The organism is Chryseobacterium sp. MEBOG06 (assembly GCF_021869765.1).
Taxonomy (GTDB): Bacteria; Bacteroidota; Bacteroidia; order Flavobacteriales; family Weeksellaceae; genus Chryseobacterium.
Genome location: NZ_CP084580.1, coordinates 4,725,993 through 4,746,390, shown reverse-complemented (window position 1 = coordinate 4,746,390; position 20,398 = coordinate 4,725,993). Strand labels below are relative to the sequence as shown.

At 36.6% G+C, this 20,398-nt stretch carries 14 protein-coding genes; 5 read left to right on the top strand and 9 right to left on the bottom strand.

Going from position 1 to position 20,398, the window contains the following annotated elements; translation table 11 throughout:
- Window positions 1-17 precede the first annotated feature (17 nt).
- The 3 genes from LF887_RS21680 to LF887_RS21670 form a co-directional block, all read right to left on the bottom strand.
- On the bottom strand, window positions 18-3,176 hold the full coding sequence (locus LF887_RS21680; protein ID WP_236856331.1) for a SusC/RagA family TonB-linked outer membrane protein: 3,159 nt from the start codon (window positions 3,174-3,176) through the stop codon (window positions 18-20).
- 231 nt (window positions 3,177-3,407) lie between these two features.
- Window positions 3,408-4,982, bottom strand: coding sequence for a hypothetical protein (locus LF887_RS21675; RefSeq protein WP_236856330.1), 1,575 nt, complete (start codon window positions 4,980-4,982; stop codon window positions 3,408-3,410).
- 175 nt (window positions 4,983-5,157) lie between these two features.
- A complete protein-coding gene (locus tag LF887_RS21670; RefSeq protein WP_236856329.1) occupies window positions 5,158-5,946 on the bottom strand; it encodes an SDR family oxidoreductase in 789 nt (262 codons plus the stop codon).
- A gap of 242 nt (window positions 5,947-6,188) precedes the next feature.
- Here LF887_RS21670 and LF887_RS21665 point away from each other — a divergent pair, with 242 nt between their 5' ends.
- The 5 genes from LF887_RS21665 (at window position 6,189) to LF887_RS21645 (ending at window position 14,619) form a co-directional block, all read left to right on the top strand.
- A complete protein-coding gene (locus LF887_RS21665; protein ID WP_236856328.1) occupies window positions 6,189-7,565 on the top strand; it encodes a hypothetical protein in 1,377 nt (458 codons plus the stop codon).
- A gap of 7 nt (window positions 7,566-7,572) precedes the next feature.
- The gene (locus LF887_RS21660; protein WP_236856327.1) at window positions 7,573-7,980 is read left to right on the top strand and encodes a hypothetical protein; all 408 of its coding nucleotides are present in this window, start codon (window positions 7,573-7,575) and stop codon (window positions 7,978-7,980) included.
- A gap of 312 nt (window positions 7,981-8,292) precedes the next feature.
- Window positions 8,293-11,181 carry a SusC/RagA family TonB-linked outer membrane protein gene (locus LF887_RS21655; protein WP_236856326.1) on the top strand — a complete coding sequence of 963 codons (2,889 nt, stop codon included), beginning with the start codon at window positions 8,293-8,295 and terminating at the stop codon, window positions 11,179-11,181.
- 27 nt (window positions 11,182-11,208) lie between these two features.
- The gene (locus LF887_RS21650; RefSeq protein ID WP_236856325.1) at window positions 11,209-12,717 is read left to right on the top strand and encodes a RagB/SusD family nutrient uptake outer membrane protein; all 1,509 of its coding nucleotides are present in this window, start codon (window positions 11,209-11,211) and stop codon (window positions 12,715-12,717) included.
- A gap of 75 nt (window positions 12,718-12,792) precedes the next feature.
- On the top strand, window positions 12,793-14,619 hold the full coding sequence (locus LF887_RS21645) for an alkaline phosphatase (RefSeq protein WP_236856324.1): 1,827 nt from the start codon (window positions 12,793-12,795) through the stop codon (window positions 14,617-14,619).
- Window positions 14,620-14,813: 194 nt separating this feature from the next.
- On the opposite strand, the gene LF887_RS21640 is transcribed toward LF887_RS21645, so the two are convergent.
- The 6 genes from LF887_RS21640 to LF887_RS21615 form a co-directional block, all read right to left on the bottom strand.
- Entirely contained in the window at window positions 14,814-15,812 is a 999-nt protein-coding gene (locus LF887_RS21640; RefSeq protein ID WP_236856323.1) for a phosphatidylinositol-specific phospholipase C, read from the bottom strand.
- A gap of 262 nt (window positions 15,813-16,074) precedes the next feature.
- Window positions 16,075-16,755 (bottom strand): hypothetical protein, encoded by a 681-nt coding sequence (locus tag LF887_RS21635; RefSeq protein ID WP_236856322.1) that lies wholly within the window; start codon window positions 16,753-16,755, stop codon window positions 16,075-16,077.
- A gap of 16 nt (window positions 16,756-16,771) precedes the next feature.
- Complete coding sequence (locus tag LF887_RS21630) at window positions 16,772-17,257, bottom strand: hypothetical protein (protein WP_236856321.1); 486 nt, start codon at window positions 17,255-17,257, stop codon at window positions 16,772-16,774.
- Between the two features lie 81 nt (window positions 17,258-17,338).
- A complete protein-coding gene (locus LF887_RS21625; protein ID WP_236856320.1) occupies window positions 17,339-18,562 on the bottom strand; it encodes a 3-phosphoshikimate 1-carboxyvinyltransferase in 1,224 nt (407 codons plus the stop codon).
- 80 nt (window positions 18,563-18,642) lie between these two features.
- Window positions 18,643-18,969, bottom strand: coding sequence for a nucleotide pyrophosphohydrolase (locus LF887_RS21620; protein WP_099768987.1), 327 nt, complete (start codon window positions 18,967-18,969; stop codon window positions 18,643-18,645).
- Window positions 18,969-20,378 carry a hypothetical protein gene (locus tag LF887_RS21615; protein ID WP_236856319.1) on the bottom strand — a complete coding sequence of 470 codons (1,410 nt, stop codon included), beginning with the start codon at window positions 20,376-20,378 and terminating at the stop codon, window positions 18,969-18,971. Before LF887_RS21615 ends, LF887_RS21620 begins: the two co-directional genes overlap by 1 nt.
- Window positions 20,379-20,398: the final 20 nt, after the last annotated feature.

The window sequence follows — 20,398 nt, the reverse complement described above, 5'->3', positions numbered from 1 at the left end:
AATACCGTACTTTTTAGTTAAAACTTAAGATTGAATCCGATTCCGAACCATCTGCTGGAAGGATCCTGAATATCGTTGCTGACATCTCCGTCTCTTCCTGATCTGATCTGAAAGTCAGGATCGGAATAAAGATTTTTTGACTTTTTCCACATTGCCAAATTATAGGCAGAGATGTTGGCTGTGAAACCTTTTATCATTCCTTTTGGATTCAGTAATGAAGAAAAATCATACTCCAGAACTACAGACCTTAGCTTAATGAAAGTCCTGTCGAAAACGTTAGCAAATTCCTTACTTTCACTTTCCGTTACTCTTGCCTGATAAGGATAGTTCTGAGCCCAATCCTGGAAGCTGATGGCTGTTGTATGCGGGGTATAAAGGCCTGTAGTAGGATTGTAGTTTACCCCATCCGGTACAAAGAAGTACTTCCCGGGATTGGCATATTCAAGATCTCTGTAAGCAACTGAATTAGGATGTTTGCCTCCCCACCACATTTTTTCAACGACCTGTGACCTCATGACACCGCCGATACTACCGTCAATTCCAATATTTAAAGAGAACTTTTTATATTTAAAGTTGTTGTTGAATCCAAACGTCCAATCCGGGTTGAAATGCCCTAAGTTGCTTGGAGCATTCGCTCTTGTTGGCATCCCTGATTTGGCATCCAGAATTACTTTTCCGTCCGGAGATTTTTGCCAGGTATAATCATAGTAGCTGTCCATTCTTTCACCCAGCTTAATATTCTTATAATTGGGCATATTGTCGTAAATAGAAGTTAGCTTTTGCTCATAAGTACTCCAGTTGATTAAGGTTTTCCATGTGAAATCAGCTGTTTTTACGGGAACCAGCCCAAGAGAGATTTCAAATCCTTTGGTTGTATATTCATTACCATTTACATACTGAGAGGTAAAGCCTGATGATTCTGCAGCAGGGAACTCCAGGATGTTGTTATAATCCAATGTTCTGAAATAAGTAGCATCTAATGTAATTCTGTTGTTCAGGAAACCTGCACTTAATCCCAGTTCATAAGATTTTGTCTGCTCAGGCTTTAAAGAATTTTCTACATTGAGTATAGTAGGATAGTAATAAGTGGGATTACCATTGAAAGTGATTCCTTTGTTGTTCAGATAATAATTTCTGATAGAATACGGCTGAAAATCATAGGCTACTTTTGCCCATGAAGCAGAAAGCTTCAGCATATTAATAGCTTCCGGCATTTTTACCAGATTAGAAATTACTGCACTGATGGATGCTGACGGGTAGAAGTAAGACCTGTTGGCTTTTGGCAGCGTAGAAGACCAGTCGTTACGGCCTGAAATATTAATAAAGAACGCATTATACAATCCGATGTCAATTGTTGAATAAGCACTGTAGATTAGCTTTTCTTTCAGGTATTTATACTTTTTAAGTGCTCCTATAGAGTTTTCAAACGTATATAATTCCGGAATTTTCAATCCATCTGTGGAAGTTTCATTCGTATTATTTTTATAGTAGAATGTTGACCCTCCGGCATTGATGGTGAAATCGAAATTATCAGATATTTTTTTCTTGTAAGTGGCTAAGACATCATAATTGAGGTTCCAGGTTTTATCATCTTTTAAAATATAACCTCCACTTCTTGGCGCGTTGTAATTGAAATAAGAATAAGGACTGAATATTTCTCCCTTGCTGTGATTTTCAACAATAGATACTTTACCTTTTACCGAAAGATCTTTAGTGGCTTTATACTCTAATCCTGTTTGAGCATTGATGATATTGGTTCTGTTCTGATTTTTATAATATTCAGCCCCGAACCAAGGGTTGTTATACCAGGCATAATTCCAGTTGGCCTGTGCTCTTCCTTCCTTTCCGGGAATCCACATATGATTCTTAAGAGCCTTTCCGTCTACATCACCTCCCATCCAGATAAGAATGGTGTACATATGTCCGCTGGGATTATAATCGTAATTGGGAACATTAGGAGTAAAAGCCTGATTGAAATTGAATTTTGTATTAAAAATCAACTTATCTCCCAGATGATTTTCAGCTGAGAAATTGATTCCATATTTCTGCAGATATGAATTGGGAACTCTGTCATCATAATTCATGAAGTTCCCTGATAAACGATAGGTGTCTTTATTGTCCCTGTAGCTGATTGCAAAATTATTATTGTTGATTACTGCAGGCTTTAAAAAGGTACTTAAGTTATCGTGATATTTCCAGTCAATAGGAACTCTTTCATACCTTGATTTATCATCATACTGAGTGCCTGTCACGGCTCCATACCAAGGGACTACCTGTCCGGTCGTTTTATCTCTGATAGGGCTGTTCCATTGAGCGATTTTTAGTCCGGGAACAAATTTTGGCCCCCAGATCATATCTCCATCATTTACTCCACCGTCAGCTCCGTCCCAGAATTCGTACTTCCCGTGAGATCCGTTTCCGTACTCTGTCTGGGTTTTTGGAAGATTGGTAAACCCAGCCGTAATCATTGTATTTTGAGAGAATTCTACAGAGAACCCTTTCTTTTTGGCACTTTTAGTGGTGATCAGAATGGCTCCGTAGCGACCTCTTGAACCATATAAAGCAGAAGCTGTAGCCCCTTTTAGTACGTTGATGTTTTCAATATTGTTGGGATCTAAATTTTGAAAAACTTCCTTTTCAACAATGACACCATCAATTACAAAAATCACGTTGGAATTTCCTCTCAATGTAAATTGGGGGGCCTGCTGCATCCCTGTTGGATTAGATACACTAAGACCCGCAACCTGCCCTGAGAATAGATTTCCTATACTTGGAGTAGTAATGGTTTCAAACTGTTTCGTTCCTACTTCCTGAGTAGAATATCCAATTTTCTCCTTCTTCTTGGCAATTCCTAAAGCAGTAATTACAACACCCTCAATCTGCTTTTCATTAGCTTTTCTTAAAACAACCGAATATTGTTTTTTTGAAGAAACCTCAACAGTATAAACAGAAAAATCCGGAGCAAAAAATTCAAGAATATCTTTAGGATTGGCAGAAATAGTGAAATTACCATTATTATCCGTAGTAGCGGTCTTTCCTGTGTTTTTATCAGTAATGCTGACACCGGAAACACTTGAGCCGTTTTCAGATTTTACATTTCCGGAAATATTAATCTCCTGGGCAGTAAAATAAAGAGGAAGTAAAAAAACGGCAAAAGTAGCTAGAGTTTTCTTCATTTTTTTTTGAAGGCAAATTTAGCGGTGTATTATTACCAGTATTTTAATACTGTATTACAATAAAAATACGATTTTAATATTCTTTAACAGATATAATTAATATAATGGTAAACTGGAAAACGCCTGTTATATCAGAGTTTTTGCTTTATTATACATAGTAATAATAGTAATGAAAAAAGGATAAAGAAGTAGATGAAAAGTTAGAAGTCTTTTTTCGTACTGATTTAATTTTTAGAACCTGCTTAAGATTCCCCAGTGAATCTTGATGTCATTAAACTTAAACGGATTTCCAAACTCATTACCATTCGAAAGCTGGAAACTCATTAAGCCTATAGGAATAAAGAAATTGAATCCAAGCCCGACGCTGTAGAGCTTTGGCTTGAGATTCAGCGATTTGTTGTTGAGCTGCCCGTACTGTCCAAAGACGTCAAAAAAGGCCTGATTGCCAATTAAATACCGGTATTCTAAACTTCCATAATAATAAAAATCGGCGGCAAGAGAGTTTTCATTGAATCCCCGTAAGGAATTCCATCCTCCGAACCGGAATAATTCATTGGTTGAAAATTCCATTTTAGAATCCATCATCCGGCCTTCGCCTTTTATATTGAGGAAATGATTTCCGGAGATATGATAATTGTGCTCACCATAAAAGTAAAACTGATTCTGGGTTGCTTTGATATTATCTTTGGTATAGGTGGTCGTTAAGAAATCGTATCCGGCAGTGATCTTTGTTTTATAAAGAAAAAGATCAATATCTGTAGGCTCAGTCATTTCATACCAGACCCCGATCCCTTGTTTGTTGTAATCTTTTCCCTGAACGTATAATGTATCAATAATAGTAGATGACTCTAAAGTTCCTCTGATACCGATTTTATTGCGGTTGTTAAGATGGTAATAAAAGGCAGGAAGGAATTTTACATTAGCAAAAGTAGAATCCTGTCTGTAGATATTGACCTTGCTATTCATCCCTACATTGGACTTAAAAAGATAAGGAATATCTACCTGCAGGTCAAAAGTCTGCCCTTTATCCGGATTCCGCTGCCAGTATAGATTAACCGTTTCAAAACCATTAAACATATTCCTGAAATTGACGTTCATGGTCCCATTTAAAGTGAATTTGGAGGATTTATCATTTCCAAAGCCAATAACTCCGTCAAAAGTATTGGTTTTTTTCTTTTCCAAAAATAAGTAAATATTCGTGGAATCCTTGGTAAATAGCGTCTGTGGCTGCCGTTCCAGTGTTAAGAAAGGATGACTCTGAAAATTCTTGTTGATAGATAGAAGATTTTTTTCATCATAATTCTTTCCTTTAAATTCCTTTTCCAGATTTTTGATGAATCTTCTTGGAACCTTTTCATATCCTTTTACAACAAAACCGTCGATCGTTCTTTTATCATTCTTATTAATATCAAGCTCCACGATAGGGAATCCATTTTTCTGCCCTTTATATTTAGACTTGATTCTGCTGAAGGAATATCCGTCTTCAATATAAATTTTGTTAATGCTCTTCTTAGTAGAATCTAAATTTTTAGTAAAAAAATCTTTCCGGATATTTAATTTCTGAGCAAGAGAGTCCGAGAGGTCAATATACGTTTCATTAAAATTCTTGCCTTTATCGTAGAAAATTTCGGTACTGTCACCTTTTATTTTTACATTTTTCAGCTGTGTGAAGAAGTAATTATTCTGAGCCAGAGAGTCCAGGAATTTTACTGCGGAGACAGAATCTTTTACTTTTTTTCTAACTTTAGTTTCTGTGTCAATCAGCCAATAATGCTTCTTCTGCGCTTGTGTAAAAACGCAGAACATTACAAAAAATATTTTAAGGAATAATTTCAATGCTCAATTTGCTTAAACCACCAAGATCATTTTAAAATGAATCATTCTTATTTTAAAAAAGTTCATCTTAATAATTCTTAACTGCTTATTACTTTCTAATGGTTCAAAAAATACAATAATTAAATAACTGTTTATAAAACTGAAACTAGTCCAGTTTATTATATTTCTTCATTAAATTTTCATAAGTTCCCTGGGGAAGTATCCATTTCAGAGGAACACCAATTTTTTGCCCGAATTTACCAAAATAATAATGAGCTTTCCATTTATTTTTTCCTAAAAGCTTTTCAATGTATTCTGCTACTTCCAGTGGTTCTGTTCCTTCATTCACATGGGAATTCATCAGGGCATACACTTTGTCAAAGATATTTTTATACGGCTGAGAAACCTGAGCAATTACTCTGTTGTCGGCAATATTTGTTTTGATATCTCCCAAATGAAGTGAGCATACATCAATATTCCATGGATAAACCTCATATCTCATGGCTTCCGTTACCTTGTCCAGAGCAGATTTTGAAGCAGAATAGAATCCTCGGAAAGGGAGTCCCATTTCACTTCCGATACTGGATACATTGATGATTTTTCCGAATTTATTTTCACGCATTTTAGGAAGTACGGCACTCATCATTTGAACAGGTCCTATAAGATTCAGGTTGAAAAGTTTTGAGATATCCTCTTTTGTAGAATCTTCCACAGCGCCTACCATTCCCATTCCTGCATTATTGATCAGTACATCAATTCTGGTTTCTGTTTTTAGCACCTCAGCAATAGCATTCTGAACAGCATTGTTGTTGGTAACATCCGTCGGGATCGATTGAAAATACTGGCTTTCTGTATGTTTTCGGCTTAGTCCATATACTTTGTGTCCTTTTTTACCGAAATATTCGGCCAGTGCAAATCCGATTCCTGATGAGGTTCCTGTGATGATAATGGTCATTTAATTCGTATGATTTTAATTTCAGCAAATGTAAAAAAAGAATAATGAACTCAGCTATAGATCATATCCGAAAATAGATCATGATTTTCTAAAATAGGTCAGAAATATCTATGATAATTCATCAGTTGTGGAAAAATATTATATTTGACAAGCTAAAAACAAAATGCTTATGAAGGAAAAAAATATTTTACGGCTTGTGCTGTTGATTGCTTTATCCGTATTCTTGCAATCCTGCAGAACCAATGATGAATATATCTTCCAAAGATGAAGAATATTATTCCAACAAATTCCAGGTATTTAGCCGCCCTGCTGCTAGTGGGAAAGTAGATTACCCTAATGGTTTTGCTTTTCTTTTTAAGGAATATGATCGGATTCATAATTCTGATTTTACCGGACTAAAACTTTCTGAAAATAATTTTACACTGCAGAAAAGTAGCGTTGCATTGAAGTATGTTGACTTCAGTATATCCTCCCAGCCTATAAAGCTAGATGATGGACAGATATGGGTGTATTTTCCTATTGTAGAAAATAGAAACGTTACAGGTATCATAGTAGGAGCTCTTCGTAATGCGGAAACTTTTGTAACGTTTGGAACGCTTACTCAAAACGAAGAATACAATCAAATGGTTTTAGAGAGGTTTCGTTCTGCTTATATTAACAAAACAGCTTATGGTTCGCGTGGGGGAGTAGATGAAGATACTGGACCTTGCGGAGGAAGTGCGGGAGATCCATGTGACATTGGAGAAATTAATATTCCACCACCACGGGGGCCCTACTTACCTAGTTTCGAAGTAGGAATATATCCCGGACAAGGTGGCGGTGGAGGAAATACACCACCGCCAACCGGAGGGTGTTCTATGTTCCAGAATTGTGGTGGAAATCCTCCAGAACCAAAAGATCCCTGCCAAAAAGCCTCTGAAAGTAATACTAAAGCTAAAGAACTAATAAATAAAGCTAAAGTTGCAGCCGCAAAAGGAGAGATCACAGGTACTTTAAGTACAGATACTAATGAAAAATCTTTTTCATATGGAAAAGATTCTAATGGAAATTATGATACTACGCCAATTAAAACATCTACAGCAGGAAATCAGGTAGGAGTCCAGGCTAATAATCCTAATCTGTCCATCGAAGGAGGAGTTCATACTCATACAGTAGATTTGTATAACTGTTTTTCTGCAGGTGATATTTATTCGCTTCAGGGGGCGAATGCTATTAATTCAAATTTCACAACTTTTTTTGTTTTTGCAAACGGTGGGATAGGTTATGCTTTAACAATTATTGATCCTGTAAAATATGCCAATTTTGTAGCAAATTATTCTGCAGGTAGTAATCTTGATATGTCAACCTCACATTGGCAGACTACTTCCCCTATATATGTAAGCTTTGAAAGTGCAATGACACAGTTTATCAATCAAGGATATTCTCAAGATGATGCACTGGCTAATGGAATGGCATTCGTTTTATCTAAATATGATGTGGGAGCTACTTTAAGTCAGGCTGATTCTTCAGGAAACTTTAGTTCTATATTTGTGGAAGAGAATAAAAATAATATAAACGTAAACGGAGTTCCATTATCAATAAGTACTTATAAGCAGACACCGGATTGTAATTTAAAATAAATGAAATATGAAAAACAATAAAATGATAACTGTATTTATATTATTACTGGGAAGTATTTTAATCAATGCTCAGTTGGATACTTTAAACTATTTAAAACAGTTTGAAGCAAATAAAGCAAACTATATTAATAAACCTTTTTCAACACTTTTAAATGATATGACTTTGATACAGCCTAAAACAGCTTGGTCATTTTCAATGGGTAGAAAAAAAACAATATCTGCTGACTCAAGATTTAAATTTGCAAATAAAGAAATGGGATTTAATAATGCAATTACACTATTAATCAAATGGGTAGATCCAATTGAAAGAAATGCCACAGAATATTATGAAAAGAAGAATAATTTTTATTTTACCAATGATGAGCGAGTTTTCTATGGAGGTAAGATCATAAAAGATATAATTGTCTATAGATAAAATTACTTTTTCTTGATCCATCTTAATAAACATTATTACATTCAAAATAGCCTCTGAAAAATCAGAGGTTATTTTTTTAGTGCTTCTTTTTACCTAGTTAAACTTAAAAGAAACTTAATATTCCTCATGCTGAAGATGATAAATGGAATGATTACTTTATTTGTTTATAGTGTTGGTAATAAGATTATTATGATTTCGCTCTTGGGTAGAGTGATTTAAAAAGCCTAAAATTTCTTAATAAAAACATAAGGAAATCTTAATGAATAGAGGGGAAGTGCTGGTCTAATTTTGCATCTAATTAAAAAGGATGTCATGAATGTATTTAAAATCCCTGTCTCAGTAACTTATTTAACGGGTAGGGTATTACTTATTGGTGCAATATCTGCTTCGCCGATGTTCCTGTCTCAAAAAAAAGACAGCTTAAAGGAAAAAAACATCGATGAGGTTGTCGTTATAGGATACGGAACCCAGAAGAAAAGTAAAGTATCCGGTGCTGTTGCAGAGGCGTCGCTGGATAAGCTTAGTTCAAGATCTTTATCTGGAGTAGGAGAAGTGCTTCAGGGAAAAGCAGCCGGAGTGACGGTAGTGAATGAAGGGGGAGATCCTAATGGCTCGCCTAAAGTGAATATCCGTGGCTTGGGAGGAGTGAACGGAGAAACTCCTCTTTATGTGGTGGATGGAGTGGTTTTTAATGGAACTCCTGCCATTAATCCTAATGATATTCAGGATATTTCTGTGCTTAAAGATGCTGCTGCTGCCATTTACGGAGCAAGATCTTCCGGCGGAGTAATCCTTATTACCACAAAAAGAGGTAAAAAAGGGAGTCTGACCATTGATTTTGATGTTAAATACGGAACCAATCAGGCATGGAGGCTGAGAGAATCTCTAAATGCAGCAGAATTCCAGGACGTGATGCGCCAGGCATATACTAATGCAGGAAAACTCAATAGTCTTCCACTAGCTTTCAATTCCGACAAATATGCTGATGGTGGAATCACCAGAACAGATTGGATGAAGGAAATTTTCCGTACAGGAACCATCCAGGAATATAATGTAAACCTTAGTGGAGGAAGCGAAAAATCCAGATTCTTTGTAGGTATGAATCACAGAAATCTTGAGGGTATCTTATTGAACACTCAGGCAAAAAGATATAATTTCAGGGTAAACTCTGAACATAAAGTGAAAGACTGGCTGACATTCGGGGAGAATATGTATTATAATTTCTCCGAGGGGAATACAGCCAACACAAAGAACGGTTATACAGGAGCTTTGGTTGCCGCGATGTATTATCCACCCAATGTTCCGGTATATACCTCCACGGGAGCTTTTTCCGGATTACCAATTGATGTGGCAGGAGGGTATGGAGATATGATCAATCCAGTTGCTTATCTTAAAAGGATCAGCATTCAAAATCCAACACATGAGATTTTGATCAACCCTTATGTAGAAATTGCTTTAGCTAAAGATTTAAAATTCCGTTCTAATTTTTCCCAGACATTTAAGATCGGAAATGTTAAAGAATTTACTCCCAGAGTATTGGAGATCGGGAAAATATTTGATACCAATAGTCTGGAATATCAATCTAATAATATATCCACTTCTCTTGCCGAGCAGCTTCTTACTTATAAGTTAACAACAGGTAAGCATAATTTTGATTTTCTTGCAGGTTTTACTTTTCAGAAAACAACTGAAGATGGATTCAGGGCAAAAGCTTTTGATTTTAGAAGTGAAGCAGAAGCTTTCAGGTATCTTCAGAATGCTGCAGATACCAATAAGGAAGTATACAGTTACAAATACAGGCAGTCTCTGATATCTTATCTGGCAAGAGTCAACTATGACTATGCAGGGAAATATATGATCAGTTTGCTGGGAAGAAGAGATGGTACCTCTTTGGTATCTAAACAAAATCAGTTTGCGAATTATTATTCCATTTCTGGAGGATGGGTGGTTTCCAAAGAAAACTTTATGAACGATATTTCCTGGCTTTCCAATCTAAAATTAAGAGGAAGTTACGGTATTTTAGGAAATTTGGGAGGTGTTTCTTATCAGGCTGTTAACCCTTTAATGATACGTGATAATAATATTATTTTCGGACAGGACCCGTCACAGAATATTGCTTATTATGCCACGACAAAATCAAATCAGGATCTAAAATGGGGTAAATCGGAGCAGACTAACTTTGGAGTGGATGCTTCATTCTTACGGAACAGCCTATCACTTCAGTTTGATTATTTTGTTAAAAACTCTACAGATCAGATCTTCAATGTTAACCTTTCAAGTACAACCGCTTACGTTGATCAATATGTGAATGCTGGGTTATTTCAGGATAAAGGATTTGAATTAGGAATCAATTATAACAGTAAAAGAACAGGTGATTTTACCTATTCAATAGGCGCTACTTTTAGTCAACTAAAAAATACGGCGAAGCAATTGGCGGGTGTAGATGAGATCTTTATCAACAGTAATAACGTGAGAGGAGTATTGAAACCTACCCGCATAAAAGTAGGAGAATCTCTCTATTCTTATTATGGCTACAGAAGTGACGGAATTTTCCAGACCCAGGCAGAAATTGACAATTACAAGGATGCCAACGGTAACCTTATTCAGCCCAATGCTAAACCGGGGGATATTAAATTTCTGAAGAAAGATGGAAATACAGGAGTATTGAATAACAATGATTTTGTAAACCTTGGAAATCCATATCCTAAATTTTCTTACGGACTATCCTACAATATGACATGGAAGAACTTTGATCTTAATGTTTTCTTCCAGGGGGTATATGGAAACAAAATATTTAATGGATTAAAATTTATTTCATTAAACCCAGGGGGAACAGGGCAAAATTATAACATGGACAGGGATATCCTGAATGCATGGACTCCTCAGAATACCAATACCAATATTCCAAGAGTGGTACAAGGTGATCCAAGTGGTAATTATTCCAAAGTTTCGGATTTCTATGTGGAAGACGGGTCTTATCTAAGACTGAAGAACCTTACAGTAGGATATTCATTACCTCATGAGCTTTACAAAAAACTTGATGTAAATAAAATAAGAGTGTATGTAACGAGCAATAACCTGTTTACCATTACCAAATATACAGGCTTTGATCCTGAAGTAGGAATGGAAACCTATGGAGTTGATACCGGAAGATATCCTCAGGCTCGCTCATTTATTTTCGGACTGGAAGTCGGTTTTTAATCTAAAACAAATCTAAAAAGTAAAAAGATGAAATTTTTCAATACAATAATTGTAATAACAGGGCTATCCGCATCATTACTCTCATGTACCAATGAATTGAATATAGAGCCTGAAGGAACTCCAACAGAAGCCAACTTCTGGAAAACTGAAAACGATTTGGTTACCGGAGCTAACGCTATGTATAAGCCACTTTCCGACAGTGAATTTTATGGCAGAGGTTTTTTCTGGTTTATCAATGCCAGTGATGATATGGTAACAGGAAGATCGAAAAGCGAAGCGGATAATGTGAAGAATTTTAGCAGCAATTATATCGCAGCAGGTGATCTGGAAACTCAATGGAATAAGAGATATACAGTGATTGGAGTTGCAAACCGTGTTATTCGTAATGTTAATAATATTCAGGCTTCACAGGCGGTTAAAAATAAGTATTTGGGAGAAGCTTTATTTATGAGCAGCAGAATGTACTTTGAGCTGGCATACAGTTATGGAAATGAAAAGGCAGGTATTCCTATTCTAGACCGTACCAAAGAACCAGAAAGCAACCCAATTCCCAGAGCTGCCAATGTAATGGAAAACTATAATTACATTGTCAATGACCTGAAAAAAGCAGCCGAATTATTGCCAAGCCAGGCAGAACTTCCGGCTAAAGACTACGGAAGACCTCATAAAGCAGCGGCATGGGCACTTTTATCAAAAGTATATCTGTTTATGAAAGATTGGCAAAATGCAGCATACTGGGCGAATGAAGTAATGACCAAAGGAAACAGAACCCTTTTGAACAATTATTCAGATGTTTTCAAAGCTGAAAATAATTATAGTACAGAATATATCTGGTCCATTCCAAGTACGCCAAAATTTAATTCAGTGGGAAGCATTCTTCCGGGAGTAATGTTAGAAAATAAAGGATGGGGAGAATATAACGGCTGGGGATATTTTCAGCCTACCAAAGAATTGTATGATGAATATGAAGCCGGAGACCTTAGAAGAGGAGCAACCGTTCTTAAACTAGGAGATAAATTTACTTTTAACGGAACAGAAAGAACATATGCATCTTCTAACTCTCTCACAGGATATCAGTTTAATAAATACATGGATGCGTTCAAATATACCTTGAATAGTGGCCATGTAAGTGCTAATGGAGACTATCCTTGTACAGATCTTGCCGTTCCGATTATGCGTTATGCTGAGGTTATCCTTATCAGGGCAGAAGCTCTGTTGATGTCAGGCGGAAATGCAGACGCAGAAATTAACCTCATTAGAAAACGTGCAGGGCTAGCTTCCAAAACCGGATGTACAATGGCTGATCTGAAGCATGAAAGACGCTGCGAATTAGCAGGTGAATGGGCAGACAGACACAGAGATCTTGTACGTTGGGGAGACGCTCAGGCAGCCTATGCTCAGCCTTTACACGGGATAGACGGAAAAATAGTATGGCCAGCAAGAAACTTCAATCCTGCAATTCATAACGTTTGGGCAGTTCCACAGGCAGAAATCGTTAATAGCTATGGGGTAATTAAGCAAAACGAAGGTTGGTAAAATTTTAATCTTAAATAGTATTCACTATGTCATTGCAGAAATATCTGTGATGATATGGTTTTTTAAACAGGTCTTATGAAATTATCAAAAATATTGGGATTGCTGGCTTTGGCAGTCTTTTCCGAAAATCAGGCACAGAATTATTTGAATTATAATGTAGGGAATGCACATTCCCATAATGATTATATGCAGGAAATCCCTTTTTGGCAGGCTTATTATGCGAACTTTGGATCCATTGAAGCAGATGTTTTCCTGGTTAAAGGCAAACTTTGGGTAGCCCACACAGAAAAAGAACTTTCCGCAGACAGAACACTTGAAAATCTTTATCTGGACAATATTTCAAAGCAGATAAAACTCAATAAAGGGAATATTTATCCTGACGCAAATAAAAAATTACAATTGTTAATCGATATCAAGCAGGATTATAAAACAACCTTGAATGCATTGGTGAGTATATTGAAGAAATATCCTGAAATTACTGGCAATCCAGGGGTGAAAATTGTTATTACAGGAGGAAGACCTCAGCCAGGTGATTTTAAAAATTATCCGAATTATCTTTACTTTGACGGAGACCTTGATAAAAGCTATTCTTCGGATCAGTTAAAGAGAGTCGGAATGTTCAGTGCTGATCTTCCCGGGCTCGTAAAGTGGAACGGAAAAGGCATTCCAAGAGATGAAGAAACAGAAAAGATAAAAGGAGCAGTAGAGAAAGCACATACCCAGCAAAAGCCGATGAGGTTTTACGGAGCTCCAGATTTTCCTAATGCCTGGGTGAATCTTATGGATATGGGAGTGGATTACATCAATACCGATCATATTTCGGATCTTAAAAAATTCATGAACACGATTCCTAAGAACTTTTACAAAAATACAAAGGAGTACGCTACCTATACTCCAACTTATAAAACAGACGGAATCAATAAAAAGGTGAAAAATGTAATTCTTCTCATTCCGGACGGGACTTCTCTACCGCAATATTATGCCGCCTTTACGGCAAACAAAGGAAAGCTGAATGTATTTAATATGAAAGCAACCGGTTTGTCCAAAACCAATTCATCCAATGCTTACATTACAGATTCAGCACCGGGATCTACCGCTTTTGCGACGGGAGTAAAAACCAAAAATACATTTGTAGGGGTAGACAATTTGGGAAAAGCACTGGCACAGATCCCTGATATTATCTCTGATAAAGGTATGGTTTCAGGGCTGATTTCTACCGGAGATGTCACAGATGCTACACCCGCTGACTTTTATGCTCATTCTGATAATAGAAACAGCTCCGAACCTATTCTGAAAGATTTTGTTACCTCTAAAACAAAAATTCTGATCGGTGGGCCTACAAGCGGATTGTCCCAGGAAAACCTTCAAAAATTTAAAGAGGCAAAAATTGATTTGTATCAGGATCTGAAAGCGGTAACCAAAATAAACAACCGGACATTGGTGATTGACCCATTGGCTTCACAAAGAATAACTCACGGGAGAGGAAACTGGCTTGCCGATGCATTTGATCTTACCTTAAATGATTTAAAGAATAATAAAAAAGGATTCTTCATGATGGTTGAAGCTTCTCAGACAGATGGGGGCGGGCATAGCAATAATATTGAGCAGCTTGTTACTGAACTGCTGGATTTTGATCATATCGTTGGAAAAGCAATGAAATTTGCAGATGAAAATAAAGAAACATTAGTGATTGTGGTAGGAGATCATGAAACCGGAGGGCTTACCCTTCTCGATGGAAGCCTTAAAGAAGGCTGGGTGTTTGGGAACTTCAGTACCAATGACCACACTTCTATTCCATCCAGTGTTTTTGCTTATGGTCCTAATTCCAAACAGTTCACAGGACTTTTTGAAAATACTGAAATCTTCAATAAAATACTGGCGGCTTACGGTATTCAGAAATAACTTTTAATTCTTTTACTAAGAAGGCTGTTTCATTTTTGGAGCAGCCTTTTTTATCTCCTAAAGATTTTCCTGCCATTATGTGTTTACTTTGCTTCATCTGCAAGCAGGTAAGAAGGAAATGATAACCTGATGGTAAAAAAAGGCTGCCCCAACAGCGAGACAGCCTTACTGAATATATCTAACAAACAATTAAATTAGAAATTGGTTTTAATGATCAGCTCAGACAATTCTGCACTTACAAAATCAATTGGCATTATCCCATAAGATCCATGAGTATTATTCTGAAAGAATGTTTTCAGCTTAGGATTAATATTGTTTGAAACTGTAGGTATACTTGGTATTCCAAAGATTCCCGGCTTGTAACCGCTTGTGAAATTGATGAAAAGCTTACCGTTTGCATCATTCTTTGCATCATTCAGCAGGTTGGAGATTCCGTTCCATTTATCATCATTATTGGTCACTTTATAATAATCCTGAACTTTCAGTGATGCTCCCGGATTGTTGATTTCAAATGTAGTATTGTCAGCCCATGAAGTTGCATTGATTCCTTTCGATGTTCCCGCAGAGAATCTTCTTAACAACTTTATTTTTCCTCTTACGTCTCCCAGGTTGGAAATAGCAGTTCCTAAATCCCATCTTGAAGGATTTTTCTGAACATACGAATCAAAAGTACTTTCAAAACTTCTGGTGGTATTGGAAGCATCGTACTCTTCTTTTACAGACATGATGATCGTTTCTGAAGGATGACTTTGCAGGAATACATAGCAGGCATTAAGGACATCATCAAAATTTAAATTCTGATAAATAGCACCATGATGAATGGCAAAAGAGTTATCAATGTGTCTGCAGCGAACATCCAGAAAGCGAACCCCTGCATTAAGTTGTTCGCTGATGCTGAGATCCTGTGTTTTCGCTGTACCTGTTATTACAGGGGCATCTATACGTGCTCCGGAATCATGCGTTCCGGGAATAGATATTTTAGAAAGTGAGATATTATCCTGCAGGCTGGCCATCCAGCTATTCATTTCAATAGGAGCCAAAGAAGTTTTGAAATTTGCTTTTCCTAAAGATGAGGTGGTAGTTTCTTTAGAATCTTTTTCGATAATGTTGTCATCGGAACAGGAAAAAAAAAGACTTGCAGCAGCAATACCAAAAGTGATTGCTGATAAGCGTCTCATGCTTTGTTTGAACATAGTTTTTTATTTTTATTGTAATCTAAAAATAAGAATATATCAAAATAGAAGGAGTTAATTTAACTTTAAAAGATAATTAAGTTGTTATCAATAAAGAATCTGAAAAATGACGAATTTTCAAATTTAAAATAGGAAGAAAAATAAAAATAGGAAGAAATATCTATAAAACCTGATGTCTTTACAGCTATTTTTTACGTCCTTATAATGAAATTGCATTTAAAACAGTAAGGGTAAAAAAAGTTACAGAAAGGAACTTCCTGCTTTAAAAAATAAATTCTTTGCTGGAATCCGGAATTTTGAATTTGTGATCTCCAATTTTGAAATCATGCATCTTTATCAGAGTCCGGAGTTTGTAGATAAACTCTTTGTGAGTACTTTCAGGTACTTTGGCATCATCATCACAGGTGGAATATTCATCGTCAATAATAACCTTTCCTGTTGAAAAATTGATTTCATTCGTAAAATTAAAATCGCAGGTGTCATTGAAATTATCATAAGAACCTATCAGGTAGAAATCTCCATTCTGGAATCTGAAAGTATGCTTGTATTCCTGTGTATGTCTGGAGTTGGTAGAAAACTGCTGCCCTATAATCAGACAGTTATTTTTAATAGAGATATCAAGATTGTTATCAGAAGGGTAAAAGCCGTATCCGCTTGAAAAAAGTAAGGATGTATTTTCTTTCCAGATGACAAGATTTCCATTTTCATTTTTTAGAATATAGAAAACTCTCTTGTAATCGTTAGTATCAGAACCGTCTTCGTTTACAGATGCTTTTTGATTGGTATCAAAGGCAAGTATGATTTCATCTTTTCCATCCTTGTCCAGATCACCTTTAATTTCTGTAATCTTTGTATAACCATTTGGTACTGAGAATGCTTTAAGCTCCTGTGCATAAGAAACAGCAGAGAATAAGGCGGCAGCGAGAGGAAGAAGTTTTTTCATACAGACATTCTTGAAGTTATAACCCGGAATCTTCTTTTTCTATCAATCCTGAATCTCCCAGATAGCACATACAGCCTTTTATTGTTTTGTAGAGTCCGGTAATATTCGTTTCCTTACCTGTAGAGTCTGTGATAGTGATTCCTGTAGAATAGGATTCATCTTCTGCATAGTAAGTTTTGAACAGTTGATACTGATAGCCATTATTGGTAAATGACAAATAGTTGAGGTCCATTCCTGAATTTTGCTTTCCTCCGCCTCTTAGGTAAGAATTGTATTTGAATTTTTTCCAGCTTTCCTTGGTTCTTTCCTTAGGAAATTCCATTTCTATATGATCCCTGATTCCAAATCGATATTGAATATATTCATTCTCTTTATCCTTTACCAATGCCATTTTCTTTCCTGTTTTCGTTTCAAAGGAATAGATAATTTCTTCATTAGGCCGCAGATATTGTGACCAAAGAATGGTGGGAACAGATAAAGACAGTAAGATCAGGTATTTCATCAAGCAGCATTATATATAAATGTAGTAATTTGAAATCAAAATATATGCCTGCTTCCAAATTACTACATGTTAACTTTTAAATTAATTCTTCACGATATTGGCAAGATCTTGCCAGAACATCGGGTAAGACTTTTCCACCACATCTTCATCTTCAATATTAAGTTCCTTCACCAGGCAGAAAGGAGCGAAGCTCATTGCCATTCTGTGATCCTGATAAGTTTTGATTGAAATATAGTCTTCAGGCTCCCCGAAACTGATAGATTCAATTGTTAAATCAGTAAATGTTGTTTCGGCACCCAGTTTTTTCAGTTCATTATATAATGCAAGAAGTCTGTCGGTTTCCTTCACTCTTAAAGTTCCCAATCCTGAAATTTCAAAAGGAATTTTTAACGCAGCAGCAGTTACACAAAGAGTTTGTGCAATATCCGGACAGTTGTTCATATCCAGAACAATTTTTTCAGGGAAAGAAAACCCCTGCTGAGGTTCCAGAGTTACCTTGTGCTCATCTTCGGTAAACGTGGTTTTAATTCCGAAGAAATCTTCATAAATCTTTGCAATTGCAGAATCTCCCTGAGTAGACTCTTTGTAAAAACTTTTCAGATGCATGGTTTCTCTTCCCAGGGCACAGATAGAGTAGAAGTATGATGCCGAGCTCCAGTCGCTTTCCACCTCATAATGGATGGTGGCTGCATCAATCTCCGGAGTAAAAGGTTCTACTTTAATAGTATTTCCTTCAAAACTGTTTTTTATCCCAATCTTTGTCAGGATATCAAGCGTCATTTCTATATAAGATCTTGATGTAACATCTCCTACCAGCTGGATTTCCAATCCGTTTTCAAGTTTTCCCGCAATAAGAAGCAGGGAAGTAATAAACTGACTTGAAATATTCGCAGGAACATGTACCGAAGTTTGAGTGATCTTTTTTCCGGTAATTTTTAAAGGAGGGAAACCCTCATTTTCCATATACTCAATTTCTGCTCCGAGATCTCTTAATGCACTAACCAGATTCTTAATAGGTCTTTCCTTCATTCTCTTAGAACCGGTAAGTACTGTTGTTTTTCCCTCCTGGATAGAATAAAAAGAGGTAAGAAAGCGCATTGCTGTTCCCGCATGGTGAATGTCTACCACCTCTGTATCCGCAGATAATGCCTTTTTCAGTAACTGGGTGTCCTGAGAATTAGACAAATTGCCGATTTTTATATTGCTAAACAGGCTTTCCAGAATCAATAAACGATTCGAAATACTTTTCGAACCGCTGATCTGTACTGTTTTATTGCTGAGTAATGTTGATTTTTCTAGCTTCATTATTTCTTCAGTTTTTCAGAATTCTGACATCAGATTTCAAACATTTAGATTGCGTGATCTGAAATCTGATATCAGAAAGATTATTTTAATTTTTCATTATTCTGATGCCGGTCTTTATCCCGGTCAGTTTTGATTTTCATTTTTTTGTCAAAAGCATCCTGCAGATTCACTCCGGTCTGGTTAGCCAGGCATAATGTTACAAAAAGTACATCCGCAAGCTCCTCGCCCAGATCTTTGCTTTTATCACTTTCTTTTTCGCTTTGCTCACCGTATCTTCTGGCGATGATTCTCGCTACTTCGCCTACTTCCTCCGTTAGCATGGCCATATTGGTAAGCTCGTTAAAATATCTTACGCCGATGGTTTTTATCCATTCATCGACCTGTTGTTGCAGTTGAGTGATTTCCATTACTGATAAGCTCCTAGAGTTGGGTTTGTCGTTCTCGGTACATTCACGATATCAAAAGGTACTGTTGCTGCTACTGCTGTATTGCCTTTTCCTATAGCCGGAGATGTGGATTTTACTCTTAAATTCATTTTTGCCGTAAAATAATTGACAAACTGAGGATCCGTATTTTTGATACTTTGCACCACATTGGTATTGTTATCAAAAGGGAAGCCGGCTTCCGATGTCCCTGAATATTTCAGGAGACAGTTCTGAATAAGATACTCAAACTGCTGTCCGGGAGTGGGTTCCACATGTACAGAATTATCTCTGTCCGAATAGATGATACTGTTTTTTATACTAAGCTGCTGTAAAGCCCCCTGTTCCGTTTGTCCCGCATCATTTTTCCATTCATTCGTTGCGAAGATTCCTTTTCTGTCAAAGCTTCCCATTGAGCTTGAATAGTTAGCGATGGTAGCATGTGTATAGCTGTGTTTTCCACCTCTGAAAATACCAATACAGGATAAACCACAGTTATTCATAACAAGATTGCTGGCATTCACTGTAGAACCTACAGCATAAATTCCGTATTCAAAGAAAGTATGAATGAACGAGTTGGTAATAGTAGCATTCGTTTGTCTCATATCCAACCCTCTTGTCCCTCCGAAAAGCCTTGTATGCTTCATATTAAGGGTAGAATTGGCTGCCATTCTGATAGAATTCCAGTTTTTAGAAATAGTATCATAATAAGAATCATTTCTGTCACCCCGAAGAATCACCTGATCGGTCTGTGTGCCGTTAATATTAAGAACAGCTCCGGAAGATACTTTCATTCCGCTGTTTTTGTGAAAATATACTTTCGTTCCCGGATTGATATCCAGGGTAATATTAGGATTGATTGTAAGATCTCCGTAAATGATCTTAGCTTTATTGTTATTCCAGGTCGTAGAGCTGGTGATCACATTAGGATTAGTTGGAGTCTGAATAAAGAACTCAGCATCCTGTACTACAGAGAAAAGAGTAACGTGCTGCTCACCGGCAGGACCTGAGAACAGTATCTTATCTTCAGCAATAGCTTCCGGGCCGGTTGCCTCCGGTGAAATTTCAACAAATATATAAAGACTGTCTTTCTTTCTTAAAGGAACATTCTTGAAATCATATCCAGGCTTTCCATCTACATTGATTCTATATAATGAAGAACCGCCTTTCTCAAGATTTACTCTTGGAATAAGAATGTCTTTGTCCTCATTATTATATACTTTTACAACATAGGTTTCTGAACGTACCTGATGATATACGGTATCACAAAATACAGTGTCTCTTGAAAAACTTAGCTGCTGCGAAGGACTGTCAAATGTGATATCATCCTTATTACATGATACTGCTGCAAGTAATATCCAGAAAGAAAAAGCCAGTAATAATTTGAATTTCATTGAAATTAAAGTTTAAGTAA

Bases quoted from the DNA above. Each gene is read 5' to 3' on its own strand.
- LF887_RS21635 (WP_236856322.1), bottom strand. From the start codon at position 16,755: ATGAAAAAACTTCTTCCTCTCGCTGCCGCCTTATTCTCTGCTGTTTCT.
- LF887_RS21625 (WP_236856320.1), bottom strand. From the start codon at position 18,562: ATGAAGCTAGAAAAATCAACATTACTCAGCAATAAAACAGTACAGATC.
- LF887_RS21675 (WP_236856330.1), bottom strand. From the start codon at position 4,982: ATGTTCTGCGTTTTTACACAAGCGCAGAAGAAGCATTATTGGCTGATT.
- LF887_RS21665 (WP_236856328.1), top strand. From the start codon at position 6,189: ATGATGAATATATCTTCCAAAGATGAAGAATATTATTCCAACAAATTC.
- LF887_RS21680 (WP_236856331.1), bottom strand. From the start codon at position 3,176: ATGAAGAAAACTCTAGCTACTTTTGCCGTTTTTTTACTTCCTCTTTAT.
- LF887_RS21620 (WP_099768987.1), bottom strand. From the start codon at position 18,969: ATGGAAATCACTCAACTGCAACAACAGGTCGATGAATGGATAAAAACC.
- LF887_RS21655 (WP_236856326.1), top strand. From the start codon at position 8,293: ATGAATGTATTTAAAATCCCTGTCTCAGTAACTTATTTAACGGGTAGG.
- LF887_RS21650 (WP_236856325.1), top strand. From the start codon at position 11,209: ATGAAATTTTTCAATACAATAATTGTAATAACAGGGCTATCCGCATCA.
- LF887_RS21670 (WP_236856329.1), bottom strand. From the start codon at position 5,946: ATGACCATTATCATCACAGGAACCTCATCAGGAATCGGATTTGCACTG.
- LF887_RS21630 (WP_236856321.1), bottom strand. From the start codon at position 17,257: ATGAAATACCTGATCTTACTGTCTTTATCTGTTCCCACCATTCTTTGG.
- LF887_RS21615 (WP_236856319.1), bottom strand. From the start codon at position 20,378: ATGAAATTCAAATTATTACTGGCTTTTTCTTTCTGGATATTACTTGCA.
- LF887_RS21660 (WP_236856327.1), top strand. From the start codon at position 7,573: ATGAAAAACAATAAAATGATAACTGTATTTATATTATTACTGGGAAGT.
- LF887_RS21645 (WP_236856324.1), top strand. From the start codon at position 12,793: ATGAAATTATCAAAAATATTGGGATTGCTGGCTTTGGCAGTCTTTTCC.
- LF887_RS21640 (WP_236856323.1), bottom strand. From the start codon at position 15,812: ATGTTCAAACAAAGCATGAGACGCTTATCAGCAATCACTTTTGGTATT.